We start from the raw sequence: 17,758 nt of genomic DNA, 5'->3' as shown, positions 1-17,758 counted from the left end.
TGCAGATTGGGTGTGTGAAGAGGTAGGGGGTTCTTCGTTGTGTCGCGTTTGGCTCGTTGCGATGGGGCAGTTCCGCCCCGCCGTCCTGCCATGCCGATTCACAACAGAAGGATTCGTGTATGAAGCGACACACGCAACGCTCCGCGCCACCGCGCTCTGCGCGCCTGGCCCTTGCCACTGCCCTGGTGCTGGGCAGCCTGGCCGTCACCGCCCAGGCCCAACAGGCCGATCCACTGGCGGGGATACAGTGGCACCTGCTCAACACCGGGCAGACGGTCCCGGCTGACACCCTGCCGGTGGCCGGCAACGACCTGAACGTGGATGGCCTGTTCCGCAACGGCATCCGCGGCCAGGGCGTCACCATCGCCATCGTCGATGATGGCCTGCAGATCGCGCACCCGGACCTGGCCGCCAACGTGGCGGCGGTGGCCGGCAAGAACTTCACCAATGGCTCGAACAACCCCACCCCGACCAACCCGGATGTCGACAACCACGGCACCATGGTCGGCGGCATTGCGGGCGCGGTGGGCGCCAACAACCTGGGCGTGCGCGGTGTGGCGCCGGCGGCGACGCTGAAAGGCTTCAACCCGATTTCGCGCTCGGCCCTGGGCAACCAGCAGAGCAACATCGAGTACGCCTGGTGGGACGGCGCGGAGTCGGCCGACGTGCAGGTGTTCAACAACAGCTGGGGTGCCGGCCCGGGCAATCCGAACCTGCCGCTGGCGTACAGCGAAAACACGATTCGTTCGTATGAGCAGGCACTGTCGGGCACGCGCGGTGGCCGTGGCGGCATCTACGTGAAGTCGGCCGGCAACAACTTCAACAATGCCTCGATCAGCCAGACCCAGGATGTCTGCACCACCGACACCAAGAACCGCAACACCGGCTGCGTGCCGGCCGGACGCGATCCGCGCAACAACCTGTTCAACGTCATCACCGTAGGCGCGGTGCGTGCCGACGGCGTGCGCTCGTCCTACTCCTCCACCGGCTCGGCGCTGTGGGTCTCGGCCTTTGGCGGTGAGTACGGCCTGCAGGCCCAGTACGCCCCCGGCCTGGTGGCACGCGCCTACGACCCGGCCATCGTCACCACCGACGTGACCGGCTGCGCGCAGGGCAGCAACAAGAACACCAACCGCCAGAACACGCTGGACAGCAACCTGTCGGCCATCGACAGCACCTGCAACTACACCGCCAAGATGAACGGCACGTCCGCGTCGGCACCGATGGTGTCGGGCGTGGCCGCACTGGTGCTGGAAGCCAATCCGAACCTGTCCTATCGCGATGTGAAGTACATCCTGGCCACCACCGCCACCCGCAACCACCCGAACCAGCCGGCGGTGACACTGGCCGACGGGCGCACGCTGGTGCCGGGCTGGACGGTGAACGCTGCCGGCCGGGCCTACAGCAACTGGTATGGCTTCGGCGTAGTCAACGCTGCACGTGCAGTGCAGGTCGCCGAGAACTTCCAGCCGCTCGGTGCGCTGGTCGACAGCGGCTGGCGCAACACCACGCGTACCGTGGCCATCGGCAACACCTCGGCTGCCGCCGCACGCCTGACCTTCCAGCTGGCCAACGGCGCGCGCAACATCGAAAGCGTGCAGCTGGGCTTCCGGGTCAACCACCGCAACACGCGCCAGCTGCAGTTCGTGCTGGTGTCGCCCAGTGGCACCCGCAGCGTGGTGCAGCCGGCGTTCACCGCGATCGGTTCGGGCACGGGTGGCGCGCAGAGCAACTTCACCAGCTGGGACCTGCTGTCCAGCAATGCCTTCCTGGATGAGAATGCCACGGGCACCTGGACGCTGGAAGTGACCGACATGGGGCAGGCCGCGACCGCTGCATCGCGTGGCAACCTCGAATTCTTCAAGATCCGCGTTCTGGGGCACTGATGATGAAGACGACCATTCTGTTGAGCACGCTCGCCTTCGCGGCGATGACCTCCCCTGCCTGGGCACAGAGCTCGGGGCAGACCCCTCCGGCCAGGACCCTGTCGACCGTGGATGCGCAGGAACTGAAGGCATCCGCTACCGGCCGCACATTCGACGTGGGCGGCACGCGTTTCCAGCTGTCGCCCTCGGCAACGGTAAAGCAGGCCAGCGGCGGTCAGTTCACGATCACCCCGCAGGCGGCGGCGACCACCAGCTCGCGTACCAAGCGTTCGCTGGATGGCGCAGCGGCGGCGCCTGCTGATGCCGGTGCCGGCAAGTTCGCGGCGGCGGTCTCACGTGACGGCGCGCCGGTGGTGGCGACGTCGCGGGTCAAGGTGTTCTTCACCGATGCGGCCTCGGCCCAGCGTGCGGCCACCGCCACCGGCGGCACCGTGGTGAAGGTGTCGAAGGCTTCGGGCCAGGCCATCGTGGAGTATCCGTCGGTGAACGCGGCGCTGGATGCGACCACCAGGCTGCTGTCCATCGCCGGTATCCGCGCGACCGAGCCGGACGTGGTGCAGTGGGAAGAGACCAAGTAAGGCGTTGAGTGGTGCCCCTGGCCGGTTGGCTCTCCTGGCCGGCCGGGGGATGGGTGTGCCGAGGGGTAGGCCCCACCCGATCGGTAGTGCCGGCCGCTGGCCGGCAGCTGCTCGTGGCGACGATCATGAGGTTGCCGGCCAGCGGCCGGCACTACCGTATATGGTCAGGCCAGGGCGGAGAGCGCCGTCACCAACGCATCCATCTGCTCGGGCCGGGTGAACACCGACGGTGTCACCCGTACGCAGGCGCCGGAGTCCAACCCGTCGCGATGGGTGGTGAACACGCGATGCTCATCCAACAGGCGCTTCTGCAGCGCAATGTTGTCTGCCACGCTGGTGCGTCCACGCAGGCGGAAGCTGGCCAATGCGCTGGCCAGCGCCGGGTCCGGCGAAGACAGCACTTCGATGTGCGCCATCTGCCGTGCCGGCAGCGTCCAGCGCTCACGCAGGTAGCGCAGGCGCGCCTGCTTGTTGGCGGCACCTATGCGCTGGTGCAGCGCGATCGCTTCTGGCAGCGCCAGGTAAGCGGCGAAGTTGACCGTGCCGGTGTGTACGCGGCTGCCCACGCGGCCATCGTCGGTCTCGCCCATGTACGGGTCGAGGTCCGCAACGCGGCCCTTGCGCACATACATCGCGCCGACGCCGACCGGCGCACCGATCCACTTGTGCAGGTTGATGCCGACGAAATCGGCCTTGAGCTGCGGCACCGCGTAGTCGATCTGGCCAAACCCGTGTGCGGCATCAACGATCACGTCGATGCCGCGTGCCCGCGCACGTTCGGCGATTTCGGCCACCGGCAGCACCAGTCCATGGCGATGGCTGACCTGGGTCAGCAGCACCAGTTTCAGGCGTGGCAGCCGCGCGAACGCGGCCTCGTAGGCCTGCAGGATCTGCGCATGATCGGGCACCACCGGCAGCGCAATGCGCTCGACCTGCACGCCACGGCGCTGCTGCAGCCAACGCATCGCACCGATCATGCTGTCGTAGTCGATGTCGGCGTACAGCACCTGGTCGCCGGGCCGCAGGCGGTTGTAGCCACCGATCAGCGCCAGCATCGCCTCGGTGGCGCCTCGGGTCAGTGCGATCTCATCCGCGCCCACGCCCAGCAGTCCGGCCACCTGCCGCTGCACCGCCATGTACTGCGCCGGGAACTCACGGCGGCCGTACCAGGCGTTGCCTCGGTTCACTTCAGCGGTATGGCGCTGGTAGCTGGCCAGCGTCTCGCGGCCCATCGCGCCCCAGTAGCCGTTCTCCAGGTGGTTCACTTCATCGGTGATGTCGAAGTGGCTGGCCACGGCGGCCCAGTAGCCTTCATCGCGGGCCAGCGCGTCCGGCGCCACGGTCGTTGCGGGAATCTGCATGGGCGCAGCGTAACCCGCGGCAGCCATGGCGGGCAGTGAAGACAGCGCAGCTGCGGCCGGCAGCAAGGCGCCGGCACGCAACAGGGAGCGGCGGGCCGGGTCCATCAGAAGCTCAGCCGGTACTGCGCGTACAGATTGGCACCGTCGGTGTCGTACGGCGCGTTGCGCGAGTAGACCAGGCCACGGCTGGCCTGGAACGTGGCCTCATCCGGGTAGCGATCGAACACATTGTCGGCGCCCACGCGCAAGCTGTGGTGCTCGTTGATGCGATAGCCCACGGCCAGGTCGAGGAAGCTCATCGCACCGAAGCGCTGGTAGATGTCGCCCGCCGCGTTGCCGCTGGAATCGGTCCAGGCGCCGTAGTAGCGCATGCGCGCCATCAGCGACCAGGCACCGATGTCCCAGCTGCCGGTCAGACTGCCCTTGTGCTCGGGCAGCCGGTCTTCGAACAGCACGCGCTGGGTTTCGTTGGTCGCCACCGAGGTGCTGCCATTGTCCACGCGGGTGCGGTTGTAGTTGTAGGCCAGGGTCAGCGTCATCCGGCCGGCACCGAGGTCGCGCAGGTAGTTGCCGACCACGTCCACGCCGGTGGTGGTGGTATCGAAGTCGTTGGTGAAATAGTTCACCGAGGTATAGCCCAGCGGATTGGGCGTACCGGCCGGAATGGCGAAACTGGCCGACTGGCTGAAGCGGTCGGTGAGCTTGATCTGGTAGACATCCACCGAGCCGGACAGACCCAGGTCGGTGCGCCAGGTCAGGCCGAGCGAGGCGGTGCGTGATTCTTCCGGCTTCAACGGCTTGGCTCCAAGCAGCTGCGCCAGCGGATCGTTCGGCGACAAGCGGCCGCTGGTGAAGATCTGCAGCGTGCGCGTGTCCAGGCCCTGGGTGGTACTGGTGGTGTTGAGCTGCGCCGGCGTCGGCGCACGGAAGCCGGTGGACACGGTACCGCGCAGGGCTACATCCGGCGTGATCGCGAAGCGCGCCGAGAGCTTGCCGTCCAGCGTGCTGCCGAAGCTGGAGAAGTCCTCGTAGCGGCTGGCCGCACCGATGCTCCAACGCTCGCCCAGCGGCACTTCCATGTCCACGTAGGCGGCCTTGCTGCGCTGGCTCCACTGCCCGGCCTGGCTGGCCGAGAAGCCCGGCGCGCCGTTGGAGTTGGCCTCCAGGCCTGAGGTGGCACCCGGGCCCACCGCATACGACGCAGGGTCACCGGCACGCACCTGGTAGGTCTCCTGGCGGAATTCGCCACCGAAGGCGACGTTGATCGGCTTGGACAGCGCGGCCACGTCCCATTCGTAGTTGAAGTCGGCGTTGGCGTTCTTCTCGGTCTGGGTCAGGCGGCCGAGATCGAACGCGGTCGGGCTGGCGGGACCCAGCGAGGCGTTGATCGAATTCGTCAGGCTGTAGTCGATGGCATTGCGGCCATACGAGGCGCTTACATCCCAGCGCAGCTTCGGCGTGATCTCACCGCGCAGGCCACCGACCAGCTGCAGGTCGTTCTGGACGTTGCCGTACTGCGGGCTGAAACCCACCGGGTAGATCGAGCGCAGGTTCCAGCCCGGGAAGATGACGGTGGTGCGGTAGGCGCCGGTGGTGGTGTCCGGATTGCGCCAGTTGAAATCACTGACGCCATCGCTGTGGCTGTAAAGACCGAACGCATACAGCTCCAGCGCGTCGCTGGCGTTGGCCTTCACGTTGAAGCCGACGCGGCGACTCTCCAGTTCCGGCTGGCCCCAGCGCTGCACCGGGTTGGGCACCTCCAGCTCCGGATGTACAGCCTGGAAGGCGATCGCATCCGGGCGCTGGCGGGTACGCGAGGTGGCCTCTGAATTGGACGACTCGGCGAACAGCACCAGGCTGCCATAGTCGCCCAGCGACCAGCCGGTGCGCGCACTGAAGTCGCGCGAGGCACCGTCGCCCTGCGCGTACTGCGAATAGCCGGCGGTGATCCCGGTGCCGGGGCCGTCCTCAAGAATGATGTTGATGACACCGGCGATGGCGTCCGAGCCGTACTGCGCCGATGCGCCGTCGCGCAGCACTTCGATGCGCTTGATCGCGCTGGTCGGAATCTGTGCAAGGTCGGCCGCCTGTGCACCACGGTTGCCGAGCAGCGCGCTGCGGTGGAAGCGACGCCCGTTGACCAGCACCAGGGTCTGGTCCGGCGACAGGCCACGCAGCGTAGCCGGACGCACGAACACCTGGCCGTCCGCCATCGGCAGGCGCTGCACCACGAATGATGGCACCAGCTGGGCAAGCACGTCCTTCAGATCGGTGGATTCAACGGAGCTGATGTCTTCCTTGCTGAACACGTCCACCGGCGCCAGTGTTTCGAACTGGGTGCGGTTGGAGGCACGGGTACCGGTGACCAGCATTGCATCAAGCTGGGTGGGCGCGGCGCGGCTGCCGCCTGCGGCATCGACCGCATCGGCCTCCGCTGCGATCGCGCCTCCTGCGCTGGCCATGGAAAGGGCGAGGAGGATGGAACGCGAAAGCTTCGAACGATGCACGGCAGGACTCCGGGAGGACGCGACAGGGCCAGCACCTGCAGGGATATCCCAGGCCTGGACAAGGCGCGCAGTCTCGGCGCGATCTGTGAAGGAGGCATGACGTCAGTGCGACAGCTTGAGTCCGAGCAGGCGCAAGAACTGCTAAACGCCGCGCCTGCCGATCCGCTACTGTGTCCAGCATCGGATTCATGGAACGACAGGATGAGTGCGGCAGGCAAGGCGGTGTGGTACATCGAAACCCATGCGGAGCAGCCGCTGGCCTTGGCCGATATCGCCGCTGCGGTGGGACTGTCGCCATTCCATCTGTCGCGCCTGTTCCAGGCCCGCACCGGCACGTCGGTGGTCCGTTACCTGCGTGGGCGCCGCTTGACAACGGCCGCGCAGCGGCTGGCCAACGGCGCATGCGACATCCTGCAGGTGGCGATTGGCGCGGGCTACACCACTCATGCCGCGTTTACCCGTGCCTTCAGCGAACAGTTCGGGCAGACACCGGAACGGGTACGCCAACAGGGCACCGATGGGCTGGCGCTGGTGCAGGCGATCCGCGTGGACGAGGCGCCGGCTGCCTGCGCTGAGGCGCCACAGCTGCTCGACACCCCGGCCTTCCAGCTGGCCGGCATCGGCATGCGCCATACCCGCAACAGCGGCGGTGCCATTCCCGGGCAGTGGGCCCAGCTCAACCGGGAATGGCCGGCGCCGGCCCCGGTCAGTTTTGGGGTGTGCTGCAACAACGACGACGACGGCGGCTTCGACTATATCGCCGCGCTGCCGATTGGTTCACTTGGCCCTGTACCCGCGCACTGGCAGCGCGTGGATGTGCCCGCACGACGCTACTTGGTGGCCTGGCACGGCGGGCACATCTCGGCCATCCGCTCGACCTGGTTCTGGTTGCTGGATCACTACCTGCCCAGCGCCGGCCTCAGCCTGGCCGACGCGCCGGACCTGGAGCGCTACGACGCCCGGTTCAACGAGCACACTGGCAACGGCGGCGTGGAGATCTGGCTGCCGGTGGACGAACGTCCCTGCTGACATGGAGCTGAAGATGCGCGTGAACATCACAATTGTCGGGCTGCTGCTGATGGCAGCGGCGCTCTCCGCCCACGCAGGCGACACCTGGAAAGCCGGCGAGCGCCATGGCACCACGACGGTGGCCAGTGCCGCCGTGCGCGATGCGCAGCACCGCAACACCCTGCGCTACACGGTGTGGTATCCGGCACCGGCCGATAGCAGCGAAGTCGAGGTGACCATCGGGCCGCCTGGCACGCCCCTGTTCGATGTTGGTCGCTCGGCGATGGATGCGCCGCCCGCAGGCGCTCGCCTGCCGACACTGCTGCTGTCGCATGGCAACGGCGGCAGCGCGCGCATGATGGGCTGGCTGGGCACCGCGCTGGCACGGAAAGGTTATCTGGTGATCGCGGTCGATCATCCCGGCAACAACGGTGCCGACCAGATGACCCTCCATGGCAGCATGTTGACCTGGCTGCGCGCGGATGATCTGCGCGCCGCACTGGCGGCCGTGCAGGCCGATCCAGTGCTGGGCCCGCACGTCGATCCTGAACGCCTGGGTGTTGCCGGTTTCTCGGCCGGTGGCTACACCGCGCTGTTGGCGGCTGGGGCGCAACCGGACCTGCAGCGACTGCTGGCGTTCTGCACGGCGCATCCGGATGACGGCGTCTGCCGGCCTCAACAGGAAGCGGCAACGCACACGATGGAGGCGCGTGTTGCCGCTGCGGCGTCGGCCGAGCTGTCGCCGTGGATGTCCCACGCCAACGACGCACGCGCCATTCCCGGCGTGCGCGCGGTGTTCCTGCTGGCACCGGCGATCATCCAGGCCTTCGCGCCCGAGCAGCTGTCCTCGTTGCGGCTGCCCGTGTCGATTGTGCTTGGCGAGGCTGACACGGTTGCGCCGCCACAGACCAATGGCGCGGCCGCGCGGGCGCTGATTCCGGACGCCGAACTGCAACGTTTGGCCGATGTGGGCCACTATGATTTCCTGGCCGCGTGCACCGCGACCGGGCAGCAGCGGCTGCAGGACCTCTGCAGCACGTCAGTGCCAAAGGCAAAGACCCACGCGCAGACAGTGGACGCAGCAGTACGGTTCTTCGACCATTCACTGCGCTAGTGGCCGCCGGGCGTGGCCCGGCGCTACAGTGGGCGCGTCCACGGAGAATCGATCATGCGCCTGCTGCACCTCACGCTGCCGGTATCCGACGTCGCTTCCGTGGCCGCGTATTTCCATGATGTGCTGCAGCAGCGCGTGGTCGGCAACCATGTGCACATCGGCTGGAGCACCATCGAACTGCAGCCGGCGGGTGATTACCCCGTCGGTGGCGTGCACCTGGCCTTCAACGTACCGGACAACCGCTTCGGCGAGGCGATGGCCTGGTTGCGCGAACGGGCCCCGCTGCAACGTAATCCTGAGGGCCTGGATTACTTTGCGCTGGAGAGCAGCTGGCAGTCGCAGTCGGTGTACTTCACCGGTCCTGATGGCCTGATCCTCGAGTTGATCGGCCGGCGCCGTCTGCCAGTCAGCACGCGCGCAGGCGCCTTCCATGGCAGCGAGCTGACCTGCCTGAGCGAGGTTGGCCTGCCCAGCCATGATGTCGACGCGGTGCGCGAACAGTCCAGCCAGCGCTTCGGCCTGCAGCCGATCAGCCCGCCGTCGCCGCAGTTCGCGCCGGTGGGCGACGACGAGGGCCTGCTGATCGTCGTCGCCGCCGACCGTCGTTGGTTCCCCGAGCAGAAAGACCTGCCCAATGCGCAGGGCGTGCAGCTGCAGGTGGGTGATGTGAGCGGCAGCGGCGAACTGCGCGATGCCGCGCTGGGCTGGCGGGTGTGGGCGGCCTGAACTACCAGCTGCCCGAAGCGCCGCCGCCGCCGCTGCGACCACCACCACCGGACCAGCCGCCGGAACTGCTCGAGGACGAACTCGACGACGAGGTGCTGGACGAGGAACGGTAGCCTTGGGACGACCTTCGTCCGCTGCGTGCTTTTTCGCCGGGCAGCAGGGTGAACAGCCAGATGAAGTACAGGAACAGCGTGCCTACGCTGGACACGATCATCGCCAACACGCGTGCGTTCCCGTCGCTGGCCCGGTCGATGGCCAGCAGCGCGCCCAGCGCATAGGCGCCGGTCAACAGCACCAGTACCACCAGCCGCACGGCGAAGCTGTTGCGGTTCTTGCGCCAGCGCGCGCGGCCGGCCTGCACCAGGAAGAACACCAGCATGGCGGCAAGGGCGACCGCCAGGTTCAGCAACGTGTGCAGGGCAAGGCTGGGCGGCAACTGGCCACGGACCAGCATCACCGCGAAGAAACCGATACTGACGGCCAAGATGCCGCACAGCACGATGCGCACACCACGGCTGCGACGCCAGCACCATCCCAGCAGCGCCGCCACCGGTACAGCAGGTAACAGCACGAAGAACAGCGCAGGCAGCACATGCCGCGGCAGCAGCAGCGTCGCCGAAACCAACCCAGCGGCCATCACTGCCGTTACCAGCAGCGGTCTACCCCAGGCAGGCAATGTCGGCCAATTCGGCCTGGGCATTGCCGCATTGGCTGCCAATGCCTTGCGCCGCCGCTCACGGCGTTTACCGCTGAACTCGGCCTCGGTCCTGGTGGCCAGCAGGCGCGGCGGTGATCGCCACAGACCGGCCAGGAACCCCACCAGCAACGTCAGGGCAACGACCGAATCCCCTGTGCGCCAATCCGCTGGCAACAGGTTGCGTGCGGATGAATCTTCCCGGGGCGGCAGCGGCTCGCCATCGATCAACGCCACCAGCACCTTGCTGCCGTCCAGCAGGCCCTGGTCCAGGTCTCCCTCACGCAGGCGCGGCACGATCGCCTTGTCGATGATGCGCGCGGCATAGGCATCGGGAATGGTGCCTTCCAGGCCATAGCCGGTCTGGATGCGTACGCGCCTGTCCTGCACTGCCACCAGCAGCAACACCCCGTCATCGACACCGGCGCGGCCCAGCTGCCACTGTTCGAAGACGCGCTGTGCATAGGCTTCGATGCCGTCATCGCCAACACTGGGCACCACCAGCACCTGCAGTTGCGCGCCTTTGCGTGCCTGCAGCTGCAATGCCTGCTCGCGCAGCGTGGCGCGGGTGCTGGCGGACAGCGCGTTGGCGGTGTCCATCACCGGGTCATCCAGTGCCGGGATCGCGGCCTCCGCCAGCACTGGCAGCGGCAACAGGCAGAGCAGCAGTGCCAGCCCTACCCGCTGCCATGCGTTGCGCCACCGCAGCACCCGGCTCATGTGGACGCCATGCTTTGCAATGGCGGCGTGCTGTGCATCATGCGAAACGGCATCCGTGTATGTCCTTGCCCCATGAACGGAAAAGCCGGCCGGATTACCCCGGCCGGCCTCCTTTACCACACACCTCTTCACACGCAGCGGTCAACGGCCCATGGCCACGCGCTGCTGCTCGTCCTGCACGTGTTGCTGCGAAGGCTCATGCTTGGCCAGCATTGCAGCGCTGGTCTCCTGCAGGCTCGGTGCCGTCTGGGTCATGTCCACCGCAGTACGGAAGCCGGGAACGGTGCCGATGACGAAGGCCTTGCCATCCTGCACGGTGACGCCCTGCAGCTTCTCCGGTGAATCGATGCCGGCGGCCTTGGCCTGGGCGGTCACATACGCGCTCATCTCGTTGCAGATCATGCCCGGCATGTGGCCACGGATCGCATTGTGCAGCGGCGTATCCGGATGCGCCTTGTCGCCCAGTTGCGGCCCCTTCGGCGCCGCCTCGGCATGGCTGCGGCCTTCGGCCAGCTTGCCCAGCGTCGCCGGACCCGCCACGCCATCGGCGGTGAGCCCGTGCTGCTTCTGGTAGGCGATCAGTGCGTCCCTGGTATTGGCACCGAACTTGCCATCCTCGCTCAGCGGATTGCCTTGGCCGTCGCGCACGCCCAGGCGGTTGAGTTCCTTCTGCAGCGCAGTCACTTCCTCGCCCTTGGCCCCCTGGCGCAGCACACCGTTGTGGTCGGCGTCATGCGAATGGCCACCCTTGCCGGTTTCCTTCAGCTTGCCGTGGTCCCAGAAGTCCTGCGGGCTGAGCAGCTTGCCGTGCGGATCCTTCAACTGGTAATGCACGTGCTGGGCATACTGCCCCGCACCGCCCGGGCCACGCCCGCCCATGGTGCCGATCGGCTCGCCCGCCTTGATCGGCTGGCCTTCCTTCACCTGGGTCGAGTGCAGGTGCAGGATCTCGTGCGAGTTGCCCTGTGCATCCCTGATCTTCACCGTGCCGTAGTCGCCACCGACGAACGTCACCGTTCCGGAGATCGGCGCGTGGACGGTCGGGTGCTGCAGATTACGGCCGTGCTGGCCGCCGACATAGTTGAAGTCGGTGCCACCGTGCGGCTTGTGCGCGCGGTGTTCGCCGAACTCACCGGTAACGTGCGGCTTGACCCCGTTCTGCGGGGGCAGCATCACCTGCATCGTCTGCTCGAAGGTGCGGGTCTGGCCTTCGGCATGCGCCGCTGCCGGCTTGGCCTGCGCGTGGGTGGCCGCAGCTGCGGCGGGGGCCGCGTGGCTGCCATGGGACTGGCCGTGGGTCAGGCCCAGGCGCTGCTCCACGAACCGCTCGTACTTGTCCACGTACGGCATCACCTTCTTTTCAGACAGGGTGAGGCCGCCGTAATCGCGGGTCGGGCCGTCGTGGTGGTACTTGTAGATGTACTCCTCACCCTGGCCGCGCTTGTGCGCCAGCGTGCGGTTATCGATGTAATGGTCAACCAGTGCGTCGGACTGTGCGCCGACGTCGAAGCGGTTGCGGCTGTTGAGGTGGTAGTGGTTGCCGGTCTTGTCGATGAACTGGCCCAGGCCCGAGGCCGAGGTGGTGCCAGCGGCGGCATCGGGGTTGAAGCCCGATTCAACGCGGGCGATGGCCAGCACGTGCGCGGTTTCGCGCGGGGTCAGGCCCTTCTCGCGCGCCGACTCGATGATCGTGTCGATCACCCGTGACTGTACTTCCGGGGTCGCATCGCCCCACCGGCGGGAATTGCCATGCAGGCGGCCGTCGCTCTGGTCGATCGGCTCCCGGTAGTGGCTCCACGGTTTGATGCGGTCACTGCTGTAGGCCGCCCCGCGGGGCTGGACCATGTCCTGGTAGATGTCTGCCATGTCTGTGCTATCCATTCTATGAAAAAGGGGATTTCCTTAAGGGGTACTGCTCCTGGTACTTCTGGTACTGCGGTACTGCGGTGCTGCGTTCACAGCGCGCGTGCGACGTCCTGCCGCTGCGCTCAGTCTTCGATGTAGTTCACCTCCGGGTGCTTGATGCCGAGCGAGTCGATCAACGTCTCGTACTCGTCGTTGTTGGGCTCCTGCTCCTCGCCTTCCGCGCCGCGCAGCGGGGGTGTGCTGTGGGTCAACTGGCGGCCACTGGCGTCGTACAGGTAGTACCACTCGCAGAAGCTGCAGCCGAACGGCAGTTCACCGTACTGCACGACGAAGTACGGCGTACCGCTGCGGTCCTGCACGCAGGCCAGGCCAACGGCGGTATAGCCGTCCATCTCCTTGGGCGCAGCAATGCCCTGGCGTGCGCCGTCCTTTTCGATTTCCAGCGTGGTCAGCCGGGAAGCGTCCGTGTCTTGGGTGGGCTGGGCCGCCAGGTGCAGGCGGGTGCCTTGGCAATCGATATGCATGCCGGTCTCGTCGCGCGTAAGAGAGGTGGGAAGGTCCGCAACGGCAGCCGCTGGTGCGGCCGGCGACGCTGCCGGGTCAGTAGAAGCGGGGGCCGCCGCCGGTGCAGCCGCCTCAGGGCCGCTGCAGGCAGCAAGCATCAGGGCCAGCACGGGGGCAACGGGAGACAGACGCATGCGGTGCTCCTTGGGTGAATCACACGACCGCCCGCAGGCGGTCGCTCAGGGGTCAGATCGATTCGTCCTCACGCTTGACCAGTTGCCAGCACGGCTTCTGGGCAAAGGTGTAGATCTGCTGGTCGCTGGTATCGGGGGTGCGCATCTGCACCTGTACCTGGCCGTCGGGCAGGCGGGTGACCTGCATCTCGCGGCCCTGGCGTTGCAGCGTGGCCGGGTCCGGCATCACCGGCCATTCGACCTTGGCAAGCGGCACCTTCTCCTCCACCTTGCGTGGCTCCGGCTCGGCGTCGCCATCGATGTGGCTGTCCAGCAGCGGATCGGCAGTGGACGTTTCCTGCAGCGCGATCTCGTTGCCGAAATGCTTGAGGAAGTCGTCGAAGACCGGATGGGGGCAGCTGGCAGACGCGTCTGCCGGGGCCGCGGCAACCGGCGTGGCCGGCGTCGTGGCGGCGGCCGTGCTGCTCGGAGCCGGTGCGGCGGCGTCAGTGATGGCAGCCTGGGGCGCAGGCTTGCAGCCCGACAGCGCAAGCCCCAGGGCAAGCGCAAGCAGGGCAACGGGGCGGAGCTGGTTCAAGGGATCCTCCTGATTCCGGGCGGTCGCGCGCGGTTCCGGCGCGGTAGGGAGGCAAGGATAGCCATGCCTCTGTCGATTCAGTTTCAACATCCGCTGTCAGGAATATCCCGACATGCTGAATTGAGACTCATATCACACTTGGGCTGAAATCAACGTCATCGCAGCAGCCGTTAGACTACGCCGCACACGCTTCGACCCTGGCCCCCATGCGCGCATTCCTGCTTGCCCTCTCCCTGCTGGCGCCAACACTGTGGCCTGGTGTTGTGGCCGCACTGGAGGTCCGGGAAGGCGACCTGCTGTTCGTCACCGCCGGCCGCAGCGGCCTCAGCGCGGCCATCGACGATGCCACCGGCAAGCAGCACGGCCCCAGCTTCGACCACGTGGCCCTTGTCGCCTTGGCGTCGCAGGGGTGGGAGGTACTGCACGCCGACGAGAAGGGATCGCGCCGGCAATCCCTGGTCGAGTTCCGCCAGGACGCCCGCGCCAGGCAGCGGCAGATCGTGGTCTATCGCCTGCAGGCACCGCAGCAGGCCGCCATCAAGGATGCGATCGCGACCGCACGCACGATGCTGGGCAAACCGTACAACACGTCATACGTGTTGAACGAGGACAGCTACTACTGCTCGGACTTCATCGAGCGCGCATTCCGTGCGCACCATGTGTTCGCGTTGCAGCCGATGAACTTCCGCAACCCGCAGACCGGGCAGATCGCCCGGCACTGGGTGGATCTGTACCGCGGCATGGGCATGGACGTGCCGCAGGACCAGCCCGGCACCAATCCCAATGACATGTCGGCGGCGCCGGTGTTGCAGCGCATCGGCGTGCTGGAATAAGCGAAGCCCCGCACAGGGCGGGGCTTCGCGGGTTGCCCAGGCTGGGGCATCGAAGTCACTCTTCCTCGTCCTGCCCACCCTGCTGCTGGTTGCGCTGGTTGCGCTGCTGCTGTTCCTGCTGCTGTTGCTGCTGCTGGTCGCGGCCGCGCCCCTGCTGCTGATCCTGCTGGTTCTGCTGGCCCTGCTGCTTCTGGTTCGGGTTCTGGTTCTGCTGTGCCATGTCCGATCTCCAAAGCCACGCGCGGAATGCGGTGGACGGGACCATCGTCTGCAGCGATTGGTTAATCACACGTGGGTGGCCGGCTACATTCGTGTGTACGCCTGTGAATGAACGCGCGGAACCTCTTGCGGCACAAGCGCCTGAAGGATTCATGCGGGTTCGGCATGTGCTCATGCCGTCATCGGCGTTGCACGCATTCATGGCGCTCGCAGCCGGAGACACGCGCTGAAGGAGGCTGGCTTCCCAACTCACGCAGGCAAGCCAGCCCAGCATTCAGGGCATCACCGGCGGCACGTACGCCAGGGTCATCCCCAGCAGCCACAACAGGCCCAGCACCAGCGGAATGTGCACCAGTAGCTGGATGAAGGTGAAGCCGACGATGTCGCGTGCCTTCAGCCCCAGCACGCCCAGCAGCGGCAGCATCCAGAACGGATTGATCAGGTTCGGCAGCGCTTCGGCGGCGTTGTAGACCTGCACCGCCCAGCCAAGGTGCGCCTTCAGTTCGTTGGCGGCCTGCATCACGTACGGCGCCTCGATGATCCACTTGCCACCACCGGAGGGCACGAAGAAGCCCAGCACGGCCGAATAGACACCCATCACCAGCGCGAAGGTATCGGTGCTGGCCACGTGCACGAACAGGCTCGACAGCCGGTGCGCCAGCGTCTGCCCATCGCCGCCAGCGGCGTGGGTGAGGATCATCGCGATGCCGCCGTACAGCGGGAACTGGATCAGCACGCCGGTGGTGCTGGGCACCGCCTTGGCCACCGCGTTGAGGAAGCTGCGCGGTCGCCAGTGCAGCAGCAGGCCCAGCGAAATGAACAGGAAGTTGTAGGTGTTGAGGTTGGCGATGGCGGTGACCACCGGCTTGTTGGCGAACTCGTTGAACAGCCAGCCGAACGCCAGCAGCGAGAGCAGCACGGTCAGCAGCGGGCTGTATTCCAGCCACTCGCCCGGGCGCGTGCGCTGCTGCAGTGGCTCCGGTTCGGCCTGCGCGGCACCGGGGAAGTCTTCAGCGGTGCGAGCGCTGCCGGCGGCCGGTGCGGTCAACCAGGCGATCAGCAGCGAGACGAGGATCAGCACCGCAGTCAGCGCGATCGACTGCCACAGGAAAATGGTTTCGGTGAACGGCAGCACGCCAGTGATTTCGACCAGCCCTGGCGGCATGCTGGCCGGGTTGGCCTGCAGCTGCGCGGCCGACGAGCTCAGGCCCATCGCCCACACCGCGCCCAGCCCCAGGTAGGCCGAAGCACCGGCCGCGCGGTAGTCCATGCGCAGCTCGGTGCGGCGTGCCAGCGCACGCACCAGCAGGCCGCCGAACACCAGCGAGAACCCCCAGCTGAGCAGCGAGGCCAGCATGCTGACCAGGCCCACGTACACCACTGCACCGCGGCCGGTGCGCGGCACGCGGGCGAGGAAATCGATGAAGCGAGCGACCACCGGCGCGGTCGCCACGGCGTAGCCGCCGATGACCACGAAGGCCATCTGCATGGTGAAGGGAATCAGGCTCCAGAAGCCGTCGCCGAAGGCGCTGGCGGTGGCCTGCGGGGTCGAGCCGAAGCCCATCGCCGCCAGCGCGACGATGACCACGCCCAGCACCGCGAACACGTACGCATCGGGGAACCACTTTTCCGCCCAGGCAGCCGAGCGCAACGCTGCGCGCGCCATCCAGCCGTCCTGTACTGCTGCCGTCGAGGCCATCGCCTACCCTCCCAGGTTCGATGGATCGATTCTGGGCGGTGGGGTGCAGGCTGTCAGCCACCTATTGGTCGTAGTGGCGGAGAAGGGTAGTGCCGGCCGCTGGCAGGGAACCTCGGAATCACAAACGGGTGCAGCCGGCCAGCGGCCGGCTCTACCATGCCCGGGAATCGTCGTAGAGCTGGCCGAGGACGGTAGTGCCGGCCGCTGGCCGGCAACCTCGGGATCACACACGGGTGCAGCCGGCCAGCGGCCGGCTCTACCCCACCGTAGGTTCAACGCAGCGCCAGGTCCACGGCGATGCCGGCGAACAGCGCGGCACCCACCCAGTTGTTGTGCAGGAACGCCTTGAAGCATGGACCGCGTTCGCGGTTGCGGCAGATCCAGAACTCGTACACCACCAGCACCGTGGCCACGGCCACACCGGCCAGGTAGTAGCCGCCCAGCCCGCCGCGCACGCCAACCAGCGCCATGGTGGCCAGGAACAGCGCGTACAGCACGCCCTGGATGACCAGATCGAGATCACCGAACAGGATCGCGGTGGAGTGCGAGCCCATCTTCAGGTCGTCCTCGCGATCGACCATGGCGTACCAGGTGTCGTAGGCGGTGGACCACAGGATGTTGCCGGCATACAGCAGCCAGCCCAGCATCGGCACCTCGCCCTGCACGGCGGCGAACGCCATCGGGATACCCCAGCCGAACGACATGCCCAGGTAGACCTGCGGCAGGTGGGTGTAGCGCTTCAGGTACGGATAGCTGGCGGCCAGGAACACACCGATGAAGCTGAGGCCGATGGTCAACCCGTTCAGGGTCAGCACCAGGCCGAACGCAACCAGCATCAGCACCGCGAACAGCGCCAGCGCGGCGCGGCCACTGATTGCGCCGGTCGCAAGCGGGCGGGACTTGGTGCGCTCCACGTGCGGGTCCAGCCAGCGGTCGGCGTAGTCGTTGATGACGCAGCCGGCCGAGCGGGTCAGCCACACGCCGGCGGTGAACACGAACAGGGTCCACAGCGGCGGCAGGCCGCCTGCGGCCAGCCACAGCGCCCACCAGGTGGGCCACAGCAGCAGCAGCGTGCCGATCGGGCGATCAGCGCGCATCAGACTCCAGTAATGCCGCCAACGCGGCGTCGCCGGCGACTGCGGCGAAATGAGGGGGGTATCAGCCATGGCGATAGGATACTCCTGCGCCTCCGGCAGGGCTTTGCCCGTGGGGGGAGATTTGTTCGGCGAAACTGGATAGAATGCCGGTCCCGCACCGCCTCATGGCGCTGCG

At 67.1% G+C, this 17,758-nt stretch carries 15 protein-coding genes; 6 read left to right on the top strand and 9 right to left on the bottom strand.

What is annotated here, in order from left to right:
• Nucleotides 1–119 precede the first annotated feature (119 nt).
• Both N5C25_RS01600 and N5C25_RS01595 read left to right on the top strand, forming a co-directional pair.
• On the top strand, nt 120–1,886 hold the full coding sequence (locus N5C25_RS01600; protein ID WP_279936208.1) for a S8 family serine peptidase: 1,767 nt from the start codon (nt 120–122) through the stop codon (nt 1,884–1,886).
• On the top strand, nt 1,886–2,464 hold the full coding sequence (locus tag N5C25_RS01595; RefSeq protein ID WP_345781904.1) for a DNA breaking-rejoining protein: 579 nt from the start codon (nt 1,886–1,888) through the stop codon (nt 2,462–2,464). The genes N5C25_RS01600 and N5C25_RS01595 overlap by 1 nt, the downstream gene beginning before the upstream one ends.
• Nucleotides 2,465–2,628: 164 nt before the next feature.
• Here N5C25_RS01595 and N5C25_RS01590 read toward each other — a convergent pair whose 3' ends face one another.
• Nucleotides 2,629–3,930: an aminotransferase class V-fold PLP-dependent enzyme gene (locus N5C25_RS01590; protein WP_279936206.1), complete on the bottom strand. Its 1,302-nt coding sequence runs from the start codon at nt 3,928–3,930 to the stop codon at nt 2,629–2,631.
• Nucleotides 3,930–6,332 (bottom strand): TonB-dependent receptor, encoded by a 2,403-nt coding sequence (locus N5C25_RS01585; protein WP_279936205.1) that lies wholly within the window; start codon nt 6,330–6,332, stop codon nt 3,930–3,932. Before N5C25_RS01585 ends, N5C25_RS01590 begins: the two co-directional genes overlap by 1 nt.
• Before the next feature lie 201 nt (nt 6,333–6,533).
• Between N5C25_RS01585 and N5C25_RS01580 the strand changes: the two genes are divergently transcribed.
• The 3 genes from N5C25_RS01580 to N5C25_RS01570 are packed head-to-tail and all read left to right on the top strand — an operon-like array spanning nt 6,534 to nt 9,180.
• Nucleotides 6,534–7,361: an AraC family transcriptional regulator gene (locus N5C25_RS01580; protein WP_019661612.1), complete on the top strand. Its 828-nt coding sequence runs from the start codon at nt 6,534–6,536 to the stop codon at nt 7,359–7,361.
• A 13-nt stretch (nt 7,362–7,374) separates the two neighbouring features.
• Nucleotides 7,375–8,454 carry an alpha/beta fold hydrolase gene (locus N5C25_RS01575; protein ID WP_279936204.1) on the top strand — a complete coding sequence of 360 codons (1,080 nt, stop codon included), beginning with the start codon at nt 7,375–7,377 and terminating at the stop codon, nt 8,452–8,454.
• A 54-nt stretch (nt 8,455–8,508) separates the two neighbouring features.
• Entirely contained in the window at nt 8,509–9,180 is a 672-nt protein-coding gene (locus tag N5C25_RS01570) for a VOC family protein (RefSeq protein ID WP_279936203.1), read from the top strand.
• 1 nt (nt 9,181) lies between these two features.
• Here N5C25_RS01570 and N5C25_RS01565 read toward each other — a convergent pair whose 3' ends face one another.
• From N5C25_RS01565 to N5C25_RS01550, 4 genes are all read right to left on the bottom strand, one after another.
• The gene (locus N5C25_RS01565) at nt 9,182–10,594 is read right to left on the bottom strand and encodes a TPM domain-containing protein (RefSeq protein WP_279936202.1); all 1,413 of its coding nucleotides are present in this window, start codon (nt 10,592–10,594) and stop codon (nt 9,182–9,184) included.
• Nucleotides 10,595–10,735: 141 nt separating this feature from the next.
• Nucleotides 10,736–12,460 (bottom strand): peptidoglycan-binding protein, encoded by a 1,725-nt coding sequence (locus N5C25_RS01560; RefSeq protein ID WP_207048857.1) that lies wholly within the window; start codon nt 12,458–12,460, stop codon nt 10,736–10,738.
• 122 nt (nt 12,461–12,582) lie between these two features.
• The gene (locus N5C25_RS01555; RefSeq protein ID WP_279936201.1) at nt 12,583–13,158 is read right to left on the bottom strand and encodes a hypothetical protein; all 576 of its coding nucleotides are present in this window, start codon (nt 13,156–13,158) and stop codon (nt 12,583–12,585) included.
• 52 nt (nt 13,159–13,210) lie between these two features.
• Nucleotides 13,211–13,735 carry a hypothetical protein gene (locus N5C25_RS01550; RefSeq protein ID WP_019661618.1) on the bottom strand — a complete coding sequence of 175 codons (525 nt, stop codon included), beginning with the start codon at nt 13,733–13,735 and terminating at the stop codon, nt 13,211–13,213.
• Nucleotides 13,736–13,941: 206 nt separating this feature from the next.
• On the opposite strand from N5C25_RS01550, the gene N5C25_RS01545 reads away from it, so the two are divergent.
• Nucleotides 13,942–14,568 carry a YiiX/YebB-like N1pC/P60 family cysteine hydrolase gene (locus tag N5C25_RS01545; RefSeq protein ID WP_019661619.1) on the top strand — a complete coding sequence of 209 codons (627 nt, stop codon included), beginning with the start codon at nt 13,942–13,944 and terminating at the stop codon, nt 14,566–14,568.
• A gap of 55 nt (nt 14,569–14,623) precedes the next feature.
• Here N5C25_RS01545 and N5C25_RS01540 read toward each other — a convergent pair whose 3' ends face one another.
• From N5C25_RS01540 to ubiA, 3 genes are all read right to left on the bottom strand, one after another.
• Complete coding sequence (locus N5C25_RS01540) at nt 14,624–14,788, bottom strand: hypothetical protein (protein ID WP_005414774.1); 165 nt, start codon at nt 14,786–14,788, stop codon at nt 14,624–14,626.
• A gap of 273 nt (nt 14,789–15,061) precedes the next feature.
• On the bottom strand, nt 15,062–16,486 hold the full coding sequence (locus N5C25_RS01535) for a TIGR00366 family protein (protein WP_170935760.1): 1,425 nt from the start codon (nt 16,484–16,486) through the stop codon (nt 15,062–15,064).
• A 272-nt stretch (nt 16,487–16,758) separates the two neighbouring features.
• A complete protein-coding gene (gene ubiA / locus N5C25_RS01530) occupies nt 16,759–17,652 on the bottom strand; it encodes a 4-hydroxybenzoate octaprenyltransferase (RefSeq protein ID WP_021201974.1) in 894 nt (297 codons plus the stop codon).
• Nucleotides 17,653–17,758: the final 106 nt, after the last annotated feature.

It is taken from the genome of Stenotrophomonas sp. GD03958 (assembly GCF_029839005.1).
GTDB lineage: Bacteria > Pseudomonadota > Gammaproteobacteria > Xanthomonadales > Xanthomonadaceae > Stenotrophomonas > Stenotrophomonas hibiscicola.
Note: the sequence above shows the minus strand (reverse complement) of the source record. Positions and strands in the feature narration are given on the sequence as shown.